Genomic DNA, 19,427 nt, shown 5'->3' with positions numbered 1-19,427 from the left:
TCGGATGTCCTCTAATGGCGGCGGCCGAGCCGGGGGAGAATCAAGGCGCAGCCGATCAGCCGGCGTCTCCGCCGACGGCATTCGGGCTGAAATCCTGTGTTCGAGCCCTTCATATGGGTACGACGACGCCTTGGCGCCACCTCGTCGCCCGAGGGGCGGGGCCTGTCGGCCATTCGAGCGCGACATGGTCCTGTGTTTCGGCCAGCGGGACGAAGACTAGCGCGTCTCCAAGGCCTCCAGCACGGCGCGCGCGGCCCGTTCGGTCTCATTCAACGCGGCATAGCTCCACGGCGTCAGCGTCCCGTCGAAGGGGCGGGCCGCGCCGTGGGCCTCCAGATCAGCGTGCAGGCGGGCGAACTTGCCGGGGGGCTTCAGCGCGACCATGGGCAGGACGTGGACCGGCTTGCCGGTCGAGGCGGCCTCGGCGGCCATGTTGGCGCTGTCTTCGGTGACCAGGATGTGGTCGGCGGCGTCCAGCATGGCGAACAGGGGATTGGCGCCGGTCCCGTCCCAGATCCAGCCGGGCAGGGCCGACAGTCGTTCCGTCATGACCGCTTTCGCCGCCTCGGGCGTGCGGCGCGAGAAGGTCAGCAGCAGGGAGCCGCCCGCCGCCTGAACCGAGGCCCTGATGCGGTCGGCCAGTGCGGCGGCGTGGGCTTCGGGCAGGTCGAAGGCCTTGGACTTGCCGCCGATCATGACTGTGACGCGCGGATGCGGCAGGGCGTCGATGCGCGCGGCGAAGGCGGGCGCGGCCTCGGCCAGAGTCTGTGCGATGATGCGGTGGGGACTGCCGACGATCTCGAAGACATTGTCGCCCGACAGGCCGTCATGGGCCGGGGCGACGATCAGGTCATAGGCCTTGTTGCGCCAGCGCGGGTCCTGGGTCTGGACCACGAAGGTCTTGCCGCCGCTCCAGTCGCGGGCCTTGGCCGACAGGGGCAGGGTGGCGCGGCCGGCGGCGATCCACAGGTCGGGCCAGTCGGTCACGGCGCGCGGATCGAACGACCCCGGCGCCAGCATGGCGGGGCTCTTCAGCCCGGAGGGCCAGCGGTCGAAGGCGGGGCGCCAGCGGACGTGCTGGATGGCGATGTCGGCGGGCGTCAGCCGCCGGACGGCCTCGGCCAAGCCCAGGGCCTGGTTCTCGATCCCGGCGCGGCCGTCGGAGACGACCCAGATGGCCAGCGGCGAAGAAGGGGGAGGGGTCAAGGCGTCTCGGTCGGGCGGACCCAGCACAGGGCCTCGATCTTGTTGCCGTCCGGATCGCGCAGGAAGGCGGCGTAATAGCCGGGGGCGTATTCGGGGCGGAAGCCCGGCGCGCCGTCGTTGAAGCCGCCGACGGCGAGGCCTGCGGCGTGGAAGCGTTCGACCGCTTCGGGGCTGTCGGCGTTCAGGCAGATGTGGACGCCGTTGCCGCTGACGGCGTCATGGCCGTCGTGCGGGTGGGTGGCCCAGAATTCAGGAAAGGCGCGGCCCCAGGCCACGCCCGCCCTGTGTTCCATGACCCGACGCGCCCCCAGCGGCTGCATCACCGCGTCATAGAAGCGCGCGGCGCGGCTCAGGTCCGACACGCCGACCGAGACGTGCGACACCAAAGGCGAACGCGTCTCGGTCGGATCGGTCATCGGCTTATTTCCACTCGACCTTGAGGATTTCATAGGCCTTCACGCCGCCGGGCGTGTTGACCTCGACCACGTCGCCGATCTCTTTCGAAATCAGGGCGCGGGCGATCGGCGAGGCGATGGAGATCTTGCCCAGTTTCACGTCGGCTTCGTGTTCGCCGACGATCTGATAGACGCCTTCTTCCTCGGTGTCCTCGTCCACGAAGGTGACCGTGGCGCCGAACTTGACCTGGTTGCCCGACAGCTTGGACACGTCGATCACCTGGGCGCGCGACAGCTTGTCCTCGATGTCGGCGATCGAACCTTCGATCCAGCCCTGGCGTTCCTTGGCGGCGTGATACTCGGCGTTTTCAGACAGGTCGCCGTGTTCGCGCGCCTCCGAGATGGCCGCAATCACGCTCGGCCGTTCGACCTGCTTCAATTGCTTCAACTGCTCGTCGAGGACACGGTAGCCCTCGGCCGTCATCGGCACTTTTTCCATTGTGTCGTGAGTTTCTTGTTTCGCCCTGAGACTAATGAGAGACGTTAATCGGCACAGACGCGATCACGGGGCGCGCGTGATCGGGGCCGAGAGACTAGGGCGCCCTTGGGCTAAACTCAAGAGCTGTGCGGGAGCGGCGGTCGTGCCTCCTGTGGATCGGCCTCACGGACCGGGCTGGATCGAGCCGGCTTGCCGGCGTCCGATGTTGCGATCGCGGGCTCGACGCAGGGCCGTCCAGGCGATGAAGACCAGGGCGGCCACGGCCAGCAGCATGAACAGGTCGGAGAGCAGGTCCAGGCCCGCCGCCATGAAGGCGATGACCAGACAGACGGCGGCGGCCAGGGCGGCGACCAAGGGGATGAGGGACAGGCGCATGGGGGGCTAAACGCCGTCGCCGGGTCGGGGTTGCGGGCTCGCGAAGCCGTGATCGAGGAACGCCGAGATCAGGCGTAGGCATACTCTCCGCCCCGCTCCAGCGCGCGTTTCCAGGCCGGGCGGGCGTGGATCGCCTTCAGGAACAGGGCGATGTTGGGATAGGCCGACAGGTCGATGGCCCGGCTGGCGGCGGCCTCCAGCGGGAAGCTCATCATGATGTCGGCGGCGCTGAAATGCAGGCCGGCGAACCAGCCGGTGGCGGCCAGTTCGGCCTCCTGCCAATCGGCATGGGCCTTGAGCTGAGGGTCGATGAAGCCGGCCTGAGCCTTGGACGCTATGCCGTTGACGAGGGGGCGGACCAAGGCGGGCGCGCGCTTGGGCAGTTGCGCGAAGACCAGCTTCAGCAGCAAGGGCGGCATGGCCGAGCCCTCGGCGTAATGCAGCCAGTAGGTGAAGCGCCGCCCGTCCGCCGTGCCGCGCGCCGGACGCAGCCGCCCCTCGGGATCATGGACGTCCAGCAGATATTCGACGATGGCCCCCGTCTCGGCCACGCGGATGTCGCCGTCGTCCAGCACCGGCGACTTGCCCAGGGGATGAACCGCCTTCAGTTCGGGCGGGGCCAGCATGGTGGCCGGGTCTCGCTCATAGCGCTTGATCTCATAGGGCAGGCCCAACTCCTCCAGCAGCCAGAGGACGCGCTGCGAGCGAGAGTTGTTCAGGTGATGGACGACGATCATGGCGGTCCCTCGGGTCCTGGATTCAGGTTTTCGGCATCAGGGCTTCGGCGGCCAGGACCGAGCCCTCGACGCCCAGGGTGACGGCCGGTTCGGGCGTGATGCGGAACAGAGGCGAGTGGTGGCCGGGGGCGCTGTCCACCTGAGCGGCGGGGGTGCCGCCGACCTGGAAATAGACGCCCTTCACCCCGCTGTCGGGGGTGACGAAATAGGCGAAGTCCTCGGCGCCCATGCTGGTGCGCGGTTTGTCGATCAGGATGTCCTCGCCCAGACCGGCGACGAAGGCGGCCCGTACGCGGGCGGCGGTGGCGGCGTCGTTGACGGTCGGCGGGGTGTTCTCCAGCGCCGAACGGGTCACGGTCGGCAGCTTGTCCTCGGGCACGCCGAGCGCAAGCGCCGTGTTCTTCGTGATCCGGTCGATGCCGTCCAGCAGCTGCGTCCGCACCTCGGGGCTGTCGGCGCGCACCGTCAGTTGCATGTCCACCCGGTCGGAGATGATGTTGTGCTTGATGCCGCCGTGGATGGCGCCGACGGTGACGACAGCCCCTTCCAGCGGGCTGGTCTCGCGGCTGCGCAGGGTTTGCAGCGACACCACGATCTGCGAGGCCACCAGCACCGGATCGACGCCCAGATGCGGCGAGGCGCCGTGGGTTCCCACGCCGTGCACGGTGATGTCCACGCTGTCCGAACTGGACGAAGAGATGCCCAGCGGCGCCTCGATCTTGCCGGTCGGCGTGTCGGCCGAGACGTGGAAGGCCAGGGCGTAGTCCGGCTTGGGGAAGCGGGAATAGAGGCCGTCGCTGACCATGGCCCGGGCGCCGAAGATGCGCTCCTCCGCCGGCTGGGCGATCAGGACCAGGGTGCCGGACCAGTTGGCCTTGCGCGCCGCCAGCTGGCGGGCGGTGCCGACCAGGGCGGTGATGTGCACGTCGTGACCGCAGGCGTGCATGACCGGCTTCTCGACCCCGTCCGAGTCGACCTGACGCACGGTCGAGGCGTTGGCGAGGCCGGAGTTCTCGGCCAGAGGCAGGCCGTCCATGTCGGCGCGGATCATGACCGTGGGGCCAGCGCCGTTCTTCAGCACCGCGACCACGCCCGTGCCGCCGACGCCGGTGGTGACCTCATAGCCCAGCGCGCGCAGCTCCTGCGCCATGCGGGCCGAGGTCTGGACCTCCAGGCCCGACAGTTCGGGGTTGCGGTGGAAATGGTCGAACAGGGCGGCGAGGTTGGCGTCGTAGTCCGCCTTGACCGCCGCCTTCAGCCCGGCGTCCTGCGCCGCCACCGGTGCGGCGCCCGCCGCCAGAACCGCCGCCAGCACGGCCGAACGGGCAGCCGTCATCATCAGTCGTTTCATGTCATCCCCCATAATCCCGGCGACGACCTTATGCCTTTCGCGGGGGGCGGCAAGCGCCGAGGTTGCGACCTAGGCGCGCCAGACGACGACAGCGACTGCCAGCAGGGCGAAGGCGTGGAGCGTCAGGATCAGGCCCAGCCAGGCGGCGAAGGGCTGTTTGCGCGTCTTGTGACGTAGCAGTCGCTGGCCCAGCCATGCGCCGAGGCCACCGAACAGGGCGGCGAGCAGCAAGGTGCGTTCCGGGATGCGGCGTCTGCCCGCCCGCGCCCGCGCCTTGTCGATCGCGAACAGGCTGAAGGCGACGAGGCCGGCGAGTGAGAGGAGCAGCAGGGGCAAGAGGAGTGCGTCGATCATGGCGCTTCCATTTTCTGCTCCCTTCCCCCTCGAGGGGGGAAGGGCGGGGTTGGGGGTGTGAGCACGACGCCTCTGGATTGGCGCATGAGGCGTTGGCGTCTCCCCGTTCCTTGATCAGAACGCTCGCCTCCACCCCCACCCAACCCTCCCCCCTCGAGGGGGAGGGCTTTGGCTAGGCACCCACGAAAAAGCCCCCGGCGTCGGAACGCCGGGGGCCGTGTCAGACCTGGGCCGGGGCTCAGTTGTAGGACTGCACCGGGCGGACATCCAGTTCCCCGGCGCGGATGGCGGCGATGCCTTGCGCCGCGGCCAGCGAACCGGCGGCGGTGGTGTAGTAGGGGATCTTCATCATCAGGGCCGTGCGGCGGATGGAGAAGCTGTCGGCCAGGGCCTGCTTGCCGTCGGTGGTGTTGAAGACCAGCTGGATCTCGCCGTTCTTCATGGCGTCGACGATGTTGGGACGGCCTTCCAGCACCTTCTTGACCAGACCGACCTCGACGCCTTCCGACTTGAGATAGTCGTGGGTGCCGGAGGTGGCGACGACCGAGAAGCCCTGGGCCAGCAGCGATTTCACCGCTTCCAGGATGAAGGGCTTGTCGGCGTCCTTGACCGAGACGAAGGCGCAGCCTTCGGTCGGCAGGACGGTGCCGCCGCCGATCTGCGACTTGGCAAAGGCGCGGGCGAAGGCGGGGGCCAGGTCGGCCTCGCCTTCACGCTTCCAGTCCAGGCCCATGACCTCGCCGGTCGAACGCATTTCCGGGCCGAGAATGGTGTCAACCCCGGCGAAGCGGGCGAAGGGGAAGACGGCTTCCTTGACCGCGATATGCTGCAGTTCGCGATCCACCAGGCCAAAGGAGGCCAGCTTCTCGCCAGCCATGATCTTGGCGGCGATGGCGGCGATCGGCTGACCGATGGTCTTGGCCACGAAGGGGGCCGTGCGGCTGGCGCGCGGGTTCACTTCCAGGACGAAGATGCGCGGTTCGGCGCTGTGCGGCTCCTCGATGGCGAACTGCACGTTCATCAGGCCGCGCACCTTCAGGGCCTTGGCCATGGCGGTGGTCTGGCGCTTCAGCTCGGCGACGATCTCGGGACGCAGCGAGAAGGGGGGCATGGAGCAGGCGCTGTCGCCCGAGTGGACGCCGGCTTCCTCGATGTGTTCCAGCACGCCAGCGACGAAGACGTCTTCGTCGTCGCAAAGGGCGTCGACGTCCACCTCGGTGGCGCGGTTCAGATAGTGGTCGATCAGCACCGGGTCGCTGCCCGAGACGCGCATGGCCTCATGGACGTAGCGGTCCAGCTGCTCGCGGTCGTGGACGATCATCATGCCGCGGCCGCCCAGGACGTAGGAGGGGCGCAGGACGACGGGATAGCCGACCTCCTCGGCCTTCTGCGCGGCTTCCTCGGCCGAGCGGGCCAGGCCGTTCGGCGGCTGCATCAGGCCGATGGCCTGCAGCATCTGCTGGAAGCGTTCGCGGTCTTCGGCCAGGTCGATGGAGTCGACGCTGGTGCCCAGGATCGGCACGCCGTCTTCCTGCAGGGCGTGGGCCAGCTTCAGCGGGGTCTGGCCGCCGAACTGCACGACCACGCCGATCAGATCGCCCTTGGAGCGTTCGACGTCGATCAGCTCCAGCACGTCCTCTTCGGTCAGAGGCTCGAAATAGAGGCGGTCCGAGGTGTCGTAGTCGGTCGAGACGGTCTCGGGGTTGCAGTTGACCATGATCGACTCGACGCCGATGTCGGCGAAGGCGAACGCCGCGTGGCAGCAGCAGTAGTCGAACTCGATGCCCTGACCGATCCGGTTGGGACCGCCGCCGAGAATGATGGCCTTCTTCTTGTCCGACGGATCGGCTTCGCACTCGGGGACCTGGCCCAGGGCGCCGGTCTCATAGGTCGAATACATATAGGCCGTGGCCGAGGCGAATTCGGCGGCGCAGGTGTCGATGCGCTTGAACACCGGGCGGACCTTCAGGCCGCGACGGGCGGCGCGCACGGCGACTTCGGTCGTGCCGGTCAGGTCCGCCAGACGGGCGTCGGAGAAGCCCTTGGCCTTGAGCTTGCGGAAGTCGATCTCGGTCGTGGGCAGGCCCTGGACGCGGACATGGCCCTCGGTGCGGATGAGGTCGGCGATCTGGCGCAGGAACCAGGGTTCGTAGGAACAGGCCGCGTTGACCTCTTCCACCGTCAGGCCGTGGCGGAAGGCCTGGGCGATGACACGGATGCGGTCGGGGGTCGGCTTGCCCAGGGCGCGGATGACGGCGGCGCGGGCGCCGGCGTCGTCGTCAGCGTCGGTCACGCCCTCGATCTCGATGTCGTCAAAGCCGTTCAGGCCGGTTTCCAGACCGCGCAGAGCCTTCTGCATGGATTCCTGGAAGGTGCGGCCGATGGCCATGACCTCGCCGACCGACTTCATGGCCGTGGTCAGGTGCGGCTCCGAGCCCGGATACTTCTCGAAGGCGAAGCGCGGGATCTTGGTGACCACATAGTCGATCGACGGCTCGAAGCTGGCCGGCGTCACCATGGTGATGTCGTTGGTCAGTTCGTCCAGCGTATAGCCGACGGCCAGTTTGGCGGCGATCTTGGCGATGGGGAAGCCGGTGGCCTTGGAGGCCAGGGCCGAGGAGCGCGACACGCGCGGGTTCATCTCGATGACGACCATGCGGCCGTCGGCCGGGTTGATCGCCCACTGGACGTTGGAGCCGCCGGTCTCGACGCCGATCTCGCGCAGGACGTTGATCGAACCCGTCCGCATCAGCTGGTATTCTTTGTCGGTCAGCGTCAGGGCCGGGGCCACGGTGATCGAGTCGCCCGTGTGGACGCCCATCGGGTCGATGTTCTCGATCGAGCAGATGATGATGCAGTTGTCCGCCGTGTCGCGGACGACCTCCATCTCGTATTCCTTCCAGCCCAGGACCGACTCTTCGATCAGGACCTCGGTGGTCGGCGACAGGTCGAGGCCGCGCTCCACGATCTCGTGGAACTCCTCGATGTTGTAGGCGATGCCGCCGCCGGTGCCGGCCAGGGTGAAGGACGGGCGGATGATGGCCGGCAGGCCGACGAAGGCCAGGGCGTCGTCGGCTTCTTCAATGTGGTGGACGGCGCGCGAGCGGGGGCTTTCCAGACCCAGCTTGTCCATGGCGTCGCGGAACTTCTGACGGTCCTCGGCCTTGTCGATGACCTCGGCCTTGGCGCCGATCATCTCGACGCCGTATTTCGCCAGCGCGCCCGAGGCGTTCAGGGCCAGGGCCGTGTTCAGCGCGGTCTGGCCGCCCATGGTGGGCAGCAGGGCGTCGGGCCGCTCCTTGGCGATGATCTTCTCGACGATCTCGGGCGTGATCGGCTCGATGTAGGTGGCGTCGGCCACCTCAGGATCGGTCATGATGGTGGCGGGGTTCGAGTTGACCAGGATGACCCGGTAGCCCTCGGCCTTCAGCGCCTTGCAGGCCTGAACGCCGGAATAGTCGAACTCACACGCCTGGCCGATGACGATCGGGCCGGCGCCGATGATCAGGATGGACTGGATGTCTGTGCGCTTGGGCATCGGCTGCTACTCAGTTCGTCACGACCGCACACTCCCAGCCGTCGTAGTCGAGCTGGAAGGCCGCGGCCCAGGATTGCATTATGGCCGACACCGGCGAAAACGACGCCTCGTCGACCGCTATGGTCGTCTCCAGGACGGTCATGTCGTCCTGGCCCCGTGTCAGAAACCCGGCGCGGCGGGCCACCTCGTTGAGGTCGCCGTGGTCGCCTTCGCCATAGAAGTAGAACAGCGTATGGCGCGGGGTGATCCCGCTGTCGCCCTGCTCGGCCAGAGCAGCGCGCACCATAGCATCCTTTTCCTCATGACTGGTCAGCGGCGGGCTCCACGCGCGCGAAGAAACCGGACGCAGGGCGAGGCCCGCGACCGATCCGTTCTGGTTGTCGGTTAAGCGGCCCGTTTAGAGATGCGGGGGCGGGGGGGCAAGGCCTAGATTCAGTCCGCGCGGTCGATCGCGGCGATCCAGTCTGGCAGTTCGCCGATGCGGCTGAGCGAGACGTAGCGGGGGTGGTTTTCCGGCGCGTCGGCCAGTTCGTGGGCCCAGGTGATCTCGTAGGGGATGTGGCAGGCGAAGGCCCCGGCCTCCAGCGCGGGTAGGACGTCGGACTTCATCGAGTTGCCGGCCATGACGGCCTCGGCGGCGCCGGTGCCATGGCGCGCGAAGACGCGCTCATAGGTCGAGCGGTCCTTTTCCGAGACGATCTCGACGGCGGCGAACAGGTCGCCCAGGCCCGAGGCGGCCAGCTTGCGCTCCTGATCCATCAGGTCGCCCTTGGTGATCAGCACCAGGCGGTAGGTCTCGGACAGTTCGGCCAGGACCTCGTCGACGCCGGGCAGGGTCTCGACCGGATGGGACAGCATCTCGCGGCCGGCGGCCAGAATCTCGCGGATGACGTGGGGCGGGGCGGCGCCGTCGCACAGCTCCATCGCCGTCTCCAGCATCGACAGGGTGAAGCCCTTCACGCCGTAGCCATAGAGACGCAGGTTGCGGCGCTCGACCTCGGCCAGACGCCCCATCATCACCGGTTCGTCGGCGTGGTCGGCCAGCAGGTCCACGAACCGCTTCTGGCTGAGGCGGAAGATGGTCTCGTTGTGCCAGAGGGTGTCGTCGGCATCGAGGCCGACCGTGGTGATGGTCATGGGGGCTCCAGAATCTTCGGCGGCCCTTTAGCACGGCTCCTCAAAATCCGCTCATCCCGGCGGACGCCGGGATCCAGTGAGAGCCTCGTCCTCGACAGCGGGATAGAGCGCCGTGAAGTCCGCGCGCCGTGCCTGCAGCCAAAGGACTGGATCCCGGCGTCCGCCGGGATGAGCGGGAGAGGGTTTGGAATCTTGAGGGCGACGGGTGCGACATTTCAGTCTATGCGGCGAACATGACCCAGACGGAAATCCTGCCCGACCCGCCGCACCGCATCGGATGGGCGCTCGCCGCCCTGGTGGTGGCCGGGAACATGATCGGGTCGGGGGTCTATCTGTTGCCGGCGACCCTGGCGCCGACGGGCAGTTCGAGCATCATCGGCTGGCTGATCTGCGGCGTGGGGGCGGTGACCCTGGCGCTGGTGTTCGGCGGTCTGGGCCGGATGCAGCCGGACGCCGACGGCCTGTCGGACTTCACCCGGCGCGGCATGGGCCGGTTCATCGGCTACCAGACGGGCGTGGCCTACTGGGCCGCCTGCCTGGCCGGGAACGTGGCGCTGGCCGTGGCGGGGACCGGCTATCTGGCCTTCTTCATTCCGGCGCTGAAAGAGCCGCTGTGGGCGGCGGTCAGCAATCTGGCGCTGATCTGGCTGACGACGGCGGCCTATGCCTCGGGGGCCAAGACCGCCGCGCGGTTCGGCGCGATCACGCTCGGCCTGGGCCTGATCCCCATCATCCTGGCCATCATCGCCGGGGCCATGGCCTTCAGCGGCGACACCTTCGCGGCCTCGTGGAGCCCGGGCGACCAGCCGCTGCTGAAGACGGTGCCGGCCTCGCTGGCCATCATCTTCTGGGCCTTCCTGGGCGTCGAAAGCGCCGCCGCCCTGTCCAGCCTGGTCAAGAACCCGGCCGTCGACGTGGGCCGCGCCTCGCTGGGCGGCGTGGCGCTCGCCTTCATCGTCTATGTCGCCGCCAGCATCGCTGTGTTCGGCGTCATTCCGGCCGACGTCCTGATCCATTCGACCAGCCCCTATGCCGATCTGGTGGCGCGGGTGATGGGCTCGTCCGTGGCGGGACTGGTCGCGGCCTGCGCCGTCATCAAGGTGCTGGGCACCATCGCCGGCTGGACCATGCTGGCCGGCGAGACGTCGCGCGGCGCCGCCGAGGCCGGCTGGATGCCGCGCTGGTTCGGCGGCGCGCAGAAGGGCAAGACGCCCCTCAGCAATCCGATCCTGAACTGCGTCATCATGAGCGTCATGGTCATCGCCAGCACCCAGCCGACCCTGGGCGAGCAGTTCGGCGTTCTGATCGGCGCCACCTCGGTGCTGACGCTCTGCCTCTACGCCCTGTGCTCGATCACGCTGTGGAAGCTGACCAGGGCGCCCGGCTGGCGCGCCATGGCCGTGATCGGCGTAGTCTTCTCGGTCTTTGCGGTCGCGGCGGCGGCGGGCGGCTACATCCTGCCCAGCGTCGGATTCTTCGCCCTGACCAGCCTGGCGTGGCTCCGGGTGCGAAAAGGGCGCGGGGGACGTGTTGACCCGGCCCCTGCATCTCTTTAGTCACGCCGCCGTTTGCCCGCCCGTATTCACTGTTAGGAGCCTGCGCCATGACGACCCAGATTCTGTCCGGCGCCACTGGCGTCCTCGCGCTCGCTGACGGCACCATCCTGCAGGGGATCGGCGTCGGCGCCGTCGGCACGGCGCTCGGCGAGGTGGTCTTCAACACCGCCATGACGGGCTATCAGGAAATCCTGACCGACCCCTCCTACATGAGCCAGATCCTGGCCTTCACCTTCCCCCACGTCGGCAACGTCGGCGTGAACGTCGAGGACGTGGAGCAGATCGGCGACGGCGCGGGGACCTCGGCGCGCGGCGCGATCTTCCGCGACGCCCCGACCGATCCGGCCAACTGGCGCTCGGGAGGCGATCTCGACAGCTGGATGAAGCGCCGCGGCGTGGTCGGCCTGTCGGGCGTCGACACCCGCGCCCTGACCAAGCTGATCCGCGACAAGGGCGCGCCCCACGCAGTCATCGCCCACCACCCGGACGGCCAGTTCGACCTCGACGCCCTGGTGGCTCAGGCCAAGGCCTGGACCGGCCTGGTCGGTCTGGACCTGGCGAAAGAAGCCTCGACGACGCAGGCCTTCGACTGGAACGAGGGCGTCTGGGAATGGCCCGCCGGCTATCCCAAGGTGGACGCGACCGACAAGTCGGTGGTGGTCATGGACTTCGGCGTGAAGCGCAACATCCTGCGCGCCCTGGCCTCGACCGGCGTCAAGATCACCGTAGTGCCGGCGACGACCTCGGCCGAGGCCATCCTGGCCCGCAATCCCGACGGCGTGGTCCTGTCGAACGGTCCGGGCGATCCGGCCGCGACCGGCGTCTATGCCGTGCCGGAAATCAAGAAGCTGGTCGCCAGCGGCAAGCCCCTGATGGGCATCTGCCTGGGCCACCAGATGCTGGCCATCGCCCTGGGCGCCAAGACCCTGAAGATGGATCAGGGGCACCACGGCGCCAACCACCCGGTCAAGGACCTGACCACGGGCAAGGTCGAGATCGTGTCGATGAACCACGAGTTCTCGGTGGACCGCGACAGCCTGCCGGACGCCGTGGAGGAAACCCACGTCTCCCTGTTCGACGGCACCAACTGCGGCATTGCGCTGAAGGGCAAGCCGGTCTTCAGTGTCCAGCACCATCCTGAAGCTTCTCCCGGGCCGACGGACAGCCTGTATCTGTTCAACCGCTTCGCGGACTTCATGAGGTCGTAATGTCGGCACCTGCGGCGAAGTCGGCGTATCTGGGCTGGCTCGCCGCGGCGATGCTGGACGGGCGAGGGAAATCTGCGCCTGCGGCGGCGACGGACGACCTGATCCTGGGCTACGCCACCGGCTATGACGCCGCCGACGTGGCGCCGTTCGTGCGGTCGCTGCGCGCGGTGTTCCATGGGCCGGTGGTTCTGGTCGTGGATCAGGACCCGGCGCTGCTGGCCTTCCTGGCCGAGAACCGCATCGAGGCCGTGGCCCCGGCGACGGTCGAGACCTGGTCGCCGCACCCGGTGGTGGCGCGCTTCGCCGCCTTTGACCGGCTGATGAGCGAGCGGCCCGAGGCGCGCAACGTCCTGCTGACCGACGTGCGCGACGTGGTGTTCCAGGCCGCGCCGTTCGAGCCGCAGCCCAAGGGCCTGGAGTTCTTCAACGAGTACGCCGACGGCGTCCTGGCCGACCACGCCTTCAACATGAAATATCTGCGCGGGGTCGGCGGCGAGGCGATCGCCCGGGCCCTGGCCGACAAGCCCTGCGTCTGCGTCGGGACGGTGATGGGGCCGCGCGACGCCATGATGCGCTTCTGCCGGACCCTGCTGATGCTGGTTGCCGTGCCGCGCTCGGAGATCGGCGGCGCGTTCGGGGCCGATCAGGCCGCCTGCAACATCGCCGTGCATCTGGGCCTGATCGAGGGCGAGATCGCGTCCAACTACGGTCGCGTGGCGACGCTGGGTCTGACGCAGAGCGAGAATCTGCGCGTGACGGACGGCCGCATCGTCAACCCCGACGGCAGCGTCAGCCCCGTCGTCCATCAGCACGACCGGCATCCTATCCTGGCGGCGGCCATGCACGAACGTTGGGGCGGGGGGATGGAGCATCGCGAGCGCCGCCGCCCGAAATCCTCGGCCGAGCGTCGGCGCAAGCTGCGCGATTCGCTGATGCGGCGTCTGCCGGAACTGCGCTAGGTCCCCGACCTCGTCAGGGCAGGACGGCCAGGGCGGCCTCGTGGCGCAGGTCCGCCGCCTTCCTGACCGCCATCGGCGCGGCGGAGATCCAGTAGGCGGCGTCCTCGGATCGACGGGCCAGCTTGCGCTCCAGGCCGCGACGACGACGCGCGGCGGCGTTGTCGAGCAGGCGCGCGTGCAGGGCGCGGGGCGTCAGGAACGGAATGGCGGGGGAGCCGGGGACGGCGACGGCGTCGGGGTCTTGGGGCTCCACCGCCGGACGGGCGATGGCGATGAACATCAAGAGCTTCCTTGAAGCGAATCAACCCACAGGCTGTGGATAATCATGGTGTCGCGCGTGAATTCGTCCGCATTCAGTCGAGCGCGCGTCCGAACCGGCCTTTTTGGTTAACCAAAACCTAACGCGGAAGAGCTGCCCGGCGTGGAAGTAGGTCAGCGCGGAAAGCCTGCTTCGAGTTGCTCCAGGTGCGAAGCCCAGGCCGCTCGTCCGGTTGCGGTCAGGCGGACGCGGGTCCGGGGGCGACGACCGAGAAAACCCTTCTCCAGCCGCACATAGTCGGCGGCCTCCAGTCGATACAGCTGGGAGGACAGGGCGTTGTTCGGAATGTCGAGCGCCTGGGCCAGTTCGGTGAAGTCGCCGTCTCCATCGGCGGACAGATAGGCCATGACGCCCGCCCTTGTCCGATGCGCCAGTAGAGGATCGACGTGGGGACTTCCCATTGTCGTCATCGCTTGCGGATCAGCAGAACGGCGGGAACGAAGGCCAGGCCGATCAGGCAGGCGCACATGATCGGCAGGGCGAGGATAGACTGGCCGACCCCGGCCAGGGCGACGGCTGCGCTGAAACTGCCGACCGCGATCAGCAGCAGCCAGCGTCTGTCACTGGTTATCGCCGTGACCCACCAGGCGCTGCCCCACAGCACGAGAAGGATCGGGCCGATAAATTGCGCGGTGTGCACCGCGTCGGTGGAGGGTTCGCCGCGGGTAAACAATCTCAAGGCTGCGATGATCGCGACCAGAGCGATGAAGCTGGCCGACCACGTCGCCGAAGCAGCGCGGTTGAGGCGCGCGCGGTTCGGGCCGATCATCCGCCAGGCCGTCCAGACCAGAGCGGTCAGAAAGGCGAGGTGGGCCGCGATGAAAACCCATGAGCCGAGGAAATCGGAAATGGGACCCAAAGTCTTTCCGGGTTGCGGCGCGCCTTCGATCAGGAAGGCGAGGAGGACTGCAAGAAGTCCGAAGCCATAGGCCCCGCCGAACACGGCCATCAACAGCAGGAAGGGCGCCGGCTCGCCGCGACCGGCGACGGCGAGGCGTTTCAGATAGGCCAGGTCTGCGGCGGCGCTGGCGGGCGGCGTATCGGACATGAGCAGGTCTCTCGGTTGCCGAATAGGTGTATGACTACTTTTAATTATAAAGTAGTCGAGTCAAGCCCCCTCGCGTCATGCCTCGGCTGAGGCTAAGGATGGGGCGTGCGTTTCGATGACCGTTTCCTTGAAGAACTGAAGGCGCGCCTTCGGCCGTCCGACGTGATCGGGCGGACGGTGAAGCTCAAGCGTCAGGGACGCGAGTATGTGGGTCTCAGCCCCTTCTCGAAGGAGCGGTCGCCCTCGTTTTTCGTCAATGACGACAAGGGCTTCTTCCACGACTTCTCATCGGGCAAGCACGGCGACATCATCAGCTTCCTGCAGGAGACCGAGCGGCTCAGCTTCGTCGAGGCGGTGCAGCGGCTGGCGGGCGAGGCGGGGATGCAGTTGCCCGCCGAGGACCCGCAGTCGGCCGAGCGCGAGGCGAAGAAGCAGGGCCTGACCGACTGGATGGACCTGGCCCAGAAATGGTTCGCGGCCAATCTGCGCCGCTCGGTCGGCAAGGCGGCGCGCGAATATCTGGAAAAGCGCGGCCTGCCCGAGGATCAGTGGGAGCGCTTCGGCCTGGGCTATGCCCCCAACGACCGCGAGGGGCTGAAGGCGGCTCTGGTCCAGCGCGGCGCGCGGCCGGGCGATCTGGTCGAGGCCGGGATGCTGATCTCGCCGGAAAGCGGCGGCCAGCCCTATGACCGGTTCCGCGACCGGCTGATGTTCCCCATCCTGGACGCGCGCGGGCGGATCGTCAGCTTCGGCGGCCGGGCCATGAACCCCGACGACCGGGCCAAGTATCTGAACGGGCCGGAAAGCCCGCTGTTTCACAAGGGCGCCACCCTCTACGGCCTGCCTGAGGCGCGGCGGATACTGGGGGCCGAGAGCCGCGGCGAGCAGGGCGTCATCGTCGTCGAAGGCTATATGGACGTCATCGCCTGCCAGCGCGCGGGCCTGCCGGCCGTGGCGCCCATGGGCACGGCCCTGACCGAGGAACAGATGGAGCGGCTGTGGCGGGTCTCGGCCGAGCCGGTGCTGTGCTTTGACGGGGACGCGGCGGGGCTGCGGGCGGCCTACCGCTCGATCGAGCGGTCGCTGCCCTTGCTGAAGTCGGGGCGGTCCTTCCGCTTCGCCCTGCTGGACGCGGGCCAGGACCCGGACGACATCCTGCGCGACAAGGGGGCGCCGGCGCTGCGCCACGCCTTGAGCGAAACCCGGCCCTTTGTCGAGGTCCTGTTCCGCCGCGAGGCCGAGGCCGAGCCGCTGGACACCCCCGAGCGCAAGGCGGGGCTGAAGGGGCGGCTGCGTCAGGCGGCCGGCGCCATTCAGGACAAGGACCTGGCCGAACAATACCGCCGCGATCTGTTCGACCGCTTCGACGCCCTCTTCCCCCGTCAGCAGCAACAACAACAGCAGGCTCAGCAGGGCGGACGCCCGGGTCCCGGGGGGCGCTGGCGGGGTCCGCCGCCCAAGCTGGGCCAGACGAGCGAGGGCGCTCAGGCCATGCAGGCCCTGTTCCGCTCCATCGAGCCGGTGGCGGCCGCCCTGGCCCACGGCGCGGTCGAGGATCCCGAGCGGATGGACGACCATCTGGAGGCCCTCGCCCGGCACGGATTCGGCGATCCGGCGCTGGACGGACTGGCGCAGGAACTGGTTCGGTTGCGGTTTTCGGGCCAGAGCCTTGACTCTGCTGCGATCCGACGCCATCTGGCCCACTCGGGTCATGATGCCTTGATGCACGAGGTCGAGAAGGCGGCGGCAAAGTCCGGCGCGCCATTCCTGGCTGCAGACAAGCCCCTCGGCGAGGCGAGGGCCCGGTGGTCGCAGGCGTTCGACGCTCTGACCCGCGTAGCGGCGTTGGAGCAGGCGCTGGCGTCAGCAAAGTCGGAGGCCCACAAGGCGTTCGACAACTCGGCCTTCACCCTGGTGAAAGCCGAGCGCGATGCTTTGCGACGGGCCATCAAGACCGGAACGATTTGGGAAGACGCCGAAGGTTCGTAACCAACGAACTTGTCGGGCGTTGTATTTTTGCCAGGGGGCCTGATCACCCCTGCTGGCCGGAGACAGACTGAATGAGCGCGCAGACCGAGACGCAGGATACCGAAGCCAATTCCGACGGGCCCCTGCTCGATCTGACGGACGCCGGCGTCAAGAAATTCATCAAGCAGGCCAAGGCGCGCGGCTATGTCACGATGGAGGAGCTGAACAAGGTCCTCCCCAGCGAAGAAGTGACGCCGGACGCCATCGAAGACACCCTGGCCATGCTGTCGGAGATGGGCGTCAACGTCGTCGAGGCCGAGGAAGACGCCGCCGACGCGCAGGGCACCGAAGTGGCCGCCGCCGCCGAGACCTCGGTCGCCGAGGCCCCGGCCAAGGCCGCCTATGACCGCACCGACGACCCCGTGCGCATGTATCTGCGCGAAATGGGTTCGGTCGAACTGCTGAGCCGCGAGGGCGAAATCGCCATCGCCAAGCGGATCGAAGCCGGCCGCGACGCCATGATCTCGGGTCTGTGCGAAAGCGCCCTGACCTTCGAGGCCATCATGGTCTGGCGCGAGGAACTGGCCAACAACCGCATCCTGCTGCGCGAAGTGATCGACCTGGACGCCACCTACGGCATCCTCAATCCCTCGTCCCTGCCGCACAACCAGCCCCCGGCCGGCGAGGCCCCCGCGCCCGGCGCCGAGAAGCCCGAGGGCGAAGGCGAGGATGACGACGAGGATGACTTCGACGACGGCGGCGGCATGTCGATCTCGGCGCTGGAAGCCGAGCTGCGCGACGGCGTCATGGAAGTGCTGGACGCGATCGCGGCCGACTTCGGCGGCTTCCGCAAGCTGCAGGACAAGCTGGTCGAGGCCCGTCTGAAGGGCGAGGTGCTCAGCGCCAAGGACCACAAGTCCTATGAGACCTTGACGCGGACGATCTCGGATCGTCTGAAGACGATGAAGCTGAACAACAACCGCATCGAGGCCCTGGTCGAGCAGCTTTACGCCATCAACAAGCGCCTGATCGGCCTGGAAGGCCGTCTGCTGCGCCTGGCCGACAGCTACGGCATTTCGCGTCCCGAATTCCTCAAGGCCTACTTCGGCTCGGAGTTGGACCCGAACTGGTCGGAACGCGTCAAGGAAATGGGCGTGCGCTGGACCAAGTTCAGCGACAATGAAGCGACCCAGATCGCCCAGATCCGCGGCGACGTCGCCGCCGTGGCGACCGAAGCCGGCCTGCCGATCGACGACTATCGCCGCATCGTCCAGACGGTCCAGAAGGGCGAGCGCGAAGCCCGTCAGGCCAAGAAGGAAATGGTCGAGGCCAACCTGCGCCTGGTCATCTCCATCGCCAAGAAATACACCAACCGCGGCCTGCAGTTCCTGGACCTGATCCAGGAGGGCAACATCGGTCTGATGAAGGCGGTCGACAAGTTCGAGTACCGCCGCGGCTACAAGTTCTCGACCTACGCCACCTGGTGGATTCGTCAGGCCATCACCCGCTCGATCGCCGACCAGGCGCGGACCATCCGCATCCCGGTGCACATGATCGAGACGATCAACAAGATCGTCCGCACCAGCCGTCAGATGCTGCACGAGATCGGCCGCGAGCCGACCCCGGAAGAGCTGGCCGAAAAGCTGGCCATGCCGCTGGAGAAGGTGCGCAAGGTCCTGAAGATCGCCAAGGAGCCGATCTCGCTGGAAACCCCCATCGGCGACGAGGAAGACTCGCACCTGGGCGACTTCATCGAGGACAAGAACGCCATCCTGCCGATCGACGCCGCCATCCAGAGCAATCTTCGGGAAACAACGACGCGGGTGCTCGCGTCGTTGACCCCGCGCGAGGAGCGGGTCCTGCGGATGCGTTTCGGCATCGGCATGAACACCGACCACACCCTGGAAGAAGTCGGCCAGCAGTTCAGCGTGACCCGCGAACGCATCCGTCAGATCGAGGCCAAGGCGCTGCGCAAGCTGAAGCACCCGAGCCGGTCGCGGAAGCTGCGGAGCTTCCTGGACAGCTGATCCACGAACAACAAAGGGCGGCTCGCAAGAGCCGCCCTTTTTCTTTGGCGCCTTTCCTCCCCATGCAATGGGCAGGTGGATCGGCGGCGCAGTCGACGAGACGGAGGGGGCGGCGCAGGCCTGTCCGTCTCAGGCGCTTGAGCATCAAACGTCGCGCCGCCCCCTCCACCGCTTGGCTGCTACGCGCCGCCCTTCGGGTCGCGGTCCCCCTCCCCACAAGTGGGGAGGAGAAGGCTTTGCGCCTCAGTTCTGGAACACCGTCTCGAAGCCGCCCCACATCATGCGCTTGCCGTCGAAGGGCATGTCCATGTCGGCGAAGGCGGGGTCCTTCTCCATCTTGGCCCAGGCGTCGTCGGCGGTCTTCTTGTCCGGCCAGGTCAGCCAGGAGAAGACGACGACCTCGCCGTCCTCGCGCTTCACTGCCATGGGGAAGCTGGTGACCTTGCCCTCCGGCACGTCGACGCCCCAGTTTTCGACATGGGACAGGGCGCCGTAGCCCTTGAACAGCGGCCAGGCCTTACGGGCGGACTCGATATAGCGCTCCTTGTTTTCGGTCTTCACCGGGGTCAGGAAGCCAGTGACATAGCTCATCTTGGTTTCTCCTTCGGAGGTTGGCCCCTATCGCTCGCCGCGGGCGGCTCGCTGCTTGAGGGGCGGAGGATAGTCGGGGCAGGCGGTGGACGTGTCTTGGTCGAAAGCGACAATTCAGGCTGCGTCGGGTCGAGAAGGCGGAGCCTTCTGACCGCGGCC

At 67.7% G+C, this 19,427-nt stretch carries 19 protein-coding genes; 5 read left to right on the top strand and 14 right to left on the bottom strand.

Annotated elements, in window-relative coordinates; translation table 11 throughout:
- Positions 1-216 precede the first annotated feature (216 nt).
- The 10 genes from AC1DJ5_RS01585 to AC1DJ5_RS01540 form a co-directional block, all read right to left on the bottom strand.
- Positions 217-1,206, bottom strand: a complete 990-nt coding sequence (locus tag AC1DJ5_RS01585; protein ID WP_477019457.1) for a mitochondrial fission ELM1 family protein — start codon at positions 1,204-1,206, stop codon at positions 217-219.
- On the bottom strand, positions 1,203-1,622 hold the full coding sequence (locus tag AC1DJ5_RS01580; RefSeq protein ID WP_441454101.1) for a VOC family protein: 420 nt from the start codon (positions 1,620-1,622) through the stop codon (positions 1,203-1,205). Before AC1DJ5_RS01580 ends, AC1DJ5_RS01585 begins: the two co-directional genes overlap by 4 nt.
- 4 nt (positions 1,623-1,626) lie before the next feature.
- Positions 1,627-2,100, bottom strand: a complete 474-nt coding sequence (gene greA, locus AC1DJ5_RS01575) for a transcription elongation factor GreA (RefSeq protein ID WP_441454099.1) — start codon at positions 2,098-2,100, stop codon at positions 1,627-1,629.
- 162 nt (positions 2,101-2,262) lie between these two features.
- Complete coding sequence (locus tag AC1DJ5_RS01570; protein ID WP_441454097.1) at positions 2,263-2,475, bottom strand: hypothetical protein; 213 nt, start codon at positions 2,473-2,475, stop codon at positions 2,263-2,265.
- Positions 2,476-2,543: 68 nt separating this feature from the next.
- Positions 2,544-3,212 (bottom strand): glutathione S-transferase, encoded by a 669-nt coding sequence (locus tag AC1DJ5_RS01565; protein WP_477019456.1) that lies wholly within the window; start codon positions 3,210-3,212, stop codon positions 2,544-2,546.
- A gap of 22 nt (positions 3,213-3,234) precedes the next feature.
- Entirely contained in the window at positions 3,235-4,563 is a 1,329-nt protein-coding gene (locus AC1DJ5_RS01560; protein WP_477019455.1) for an amidohydrolase, read from the bottom strand.
- A gap of 69 nt (positions 4,564-4,632) precedes the next feature.
- Positions 4,633-4,917, bottom strand: a complete 285-nt coding sequence (locus tag AC1DJ5_RS01555) for a DUF1294 domain-containing protein (RefSeq protein WP_477019454.1) — start codon at positions 4,915-4,917, stop codon at positions 4,633-4,635.
- Between the two features lie 238 nt (positions 4,918-5,155).
- Entirely contained in the window at positions 5,156-8,455 is a 3,300-nt protein-coding gene (gene carB, locus AC1DJ5_RS01550; protein ID WP_477019453.1) for a carbamoyl-phosphate synthase large subunit, read from the bottom strand.
- A 10-nt stretch (positions 8,456-8,465) separates the two neighbouring features.
- The gene (locus AC1DJ5_RS01545; RefSeq protein ID WP_477019452.1) at positions 8,466-8,741 is read right to left on the bottom strand and encodes a hypothetical protein; all 276 of its coding nucleotides are present in this window, start codon (positions 8,739-8,741) and stop codon (positions 8,466-8,468) included.
- A gap of 146 nt (positions 8,742-8,887) precedes the next feature.
- Positions 8,888-9,592 carry an HAD family hydrolase gene (locus AC1DJ5_RS01540; protein ID WP_441454087.1) on the bottom strand — a complete coding sequence of 235 codons (705 nt, stop codon included), beginning with the start codon at positions 9,590-9,592 and terminating at the stop codon, positions 8,888-8,890.
- A gap of 233 nt (positions 9,593-9,825) precedes the next feature.
- Between AC1DJ5_RS01540 and AC1DJ5_RS01535 the strand changes: the two genes are divergently transcribed.
- The 3 genes from AC1DJ5_RS01535 to AC1DJ5_RS01525 are packed head-to-tail and all read left to right on the top strand — an operon-like array spanning position 9,826 to position 13,315.
- Positions 9,826-11,148, top strand: a complete 1,323-nt coding sequence (locus tag AC1DJ5_RS01535; RefSeq protein ID WP_477019451.1) for an amino acid permease — start codon at positions 9,826-9,828, stop codon at positions 11,146-11,148.
- 47 nt (positions 11,149-11,195) lie between these two features.
- Positions 11,196-12,356: a glutamine-hydrolyzing carbamoyl-phosphate synthase small subunit gene (carA, locus tag AC1DJ5_RS01530; protein WP_441454083.1), complete on the top strand. Its 1,161-nt coding sequence runs from the start codon at positions 11,196-11,198 to the stop codon at positions 12,354-12,356.
- Positions 12,356-13,315: a hypothetical protein gene (locus AC1DJ5_RS01525; protein WP_477019450.1), complete on the top strand. Its 960-nt coding sequence runs from the start codon at positions 12,356-12,358 to the stop codon at positions 13,313-13,315. The genes carA and AC1DJ5_RS01525 overlap by 1 nt, the downstream gene beginning before the upstream one ends.
- A 13-nt stretch (positions 13,316-13,328) precedes the next feature.
- Here AC1DJ5_RS01525 and AC1DJ5_RS01520 read toward each other — a convergent pair whose 3' ends face one another.
- From AC1DJ5_RS01520 to AC1DJ5_RS01510, 3 genes are all read right to left on the bottom strand, one after another.
- Positions 13,329-13,595: a hypothetical protein gene (locus tag AC1DJ5_RS01520; RefSeq protein ID WP_441454079.1), complete on the bottom strand. Its 267-nt coding sequence runs from the start codon at positions 13,593-13,595 to the stop codon at positions 13,329-13,331.
- A 152-nt stretch (positions 13,596-13,747) separates the two neighbouring features.
- Positions 13,748-13,981 carry a transcriptional regulator gene (locus AC1DJ5_RS01515; protein WP_441454078.1) on the bottom strand — a complete coding sequence of 78 codons (234 nt, stop codon included), beginning with the start codon at positions 13,979-13,981 and terminating at the stop codon, positions 13,748-13,750.
- A 59-nt stretch (positions 13,982-14,040) separates the two neighbouring features.
- The gene (locus AC1DJ5_RS01510; protein ID WP_441454076.1) at positions 14,041-14,682 is read right to left on the bottom strand and encodes a hypothetical protein; all 642 of its coding nucleotides are present in this window, start codon (positions 14,680-14,682) and stop codon (positions 14,041-14,043) included.
- Positions 14,683-14,787: 105 nt separating this feature from the next.
- Here AC1DJ5_RS01510 and dnaG point away from each other — a divergent pair, with 105 nt between their 5' ends.
- On the top strand, positions 14,788-16,671 hold the full coding sequence (gene dnaG / locus AC1DJ5_RS01505) for a DNA primase (protein WP_477019449.1): 1,884 nt from the start codon (positions 14,788-14,790) through the stop codon (positions 16,669-16,671).
- 71 nt (positions 16,672-16,742) lie between these two features.
- Positions 16,743-18,677 carry an RNA polymerase sigma factor RpoD gene (rpoD, locus tag AC1DJ5_RS01500; protein ID WP_477019448.1) on the top strand — a complete coding sequence of 645 codons (1,935 nt, stop codon included), beginning with the start codon at positions 16,743-16,745 and terminating at the stop codon, positions 18,675-18,677.
- A gap of 243 nt (positions 18,678-18,920) precedes the next feature.
- On the opposite strand, the gene AC1DJ5_RS01495 is transcribed toward rpoD, so the two are convergent.
- Positions 18,921-19,268: a DUF1428 domain-containing protein gene (locus AC1DJ5_RS01495; RefSeq protein WP_441454072.1), complete on the bottom strand. Its 348-nt coding sequence runs from the start codon at positions 19,266-19,268 to the stop codon at positions 18,921-18,923.
- Positions 19,269-19,427 lie beyond the last annotated feature (159 nt).

This window comes from Brevundimonas sp. 01N35 (assembly GCF_056399785.1).
This window is presented reverse-complemented; position numbering and strand designations above follow the sequence as displayed.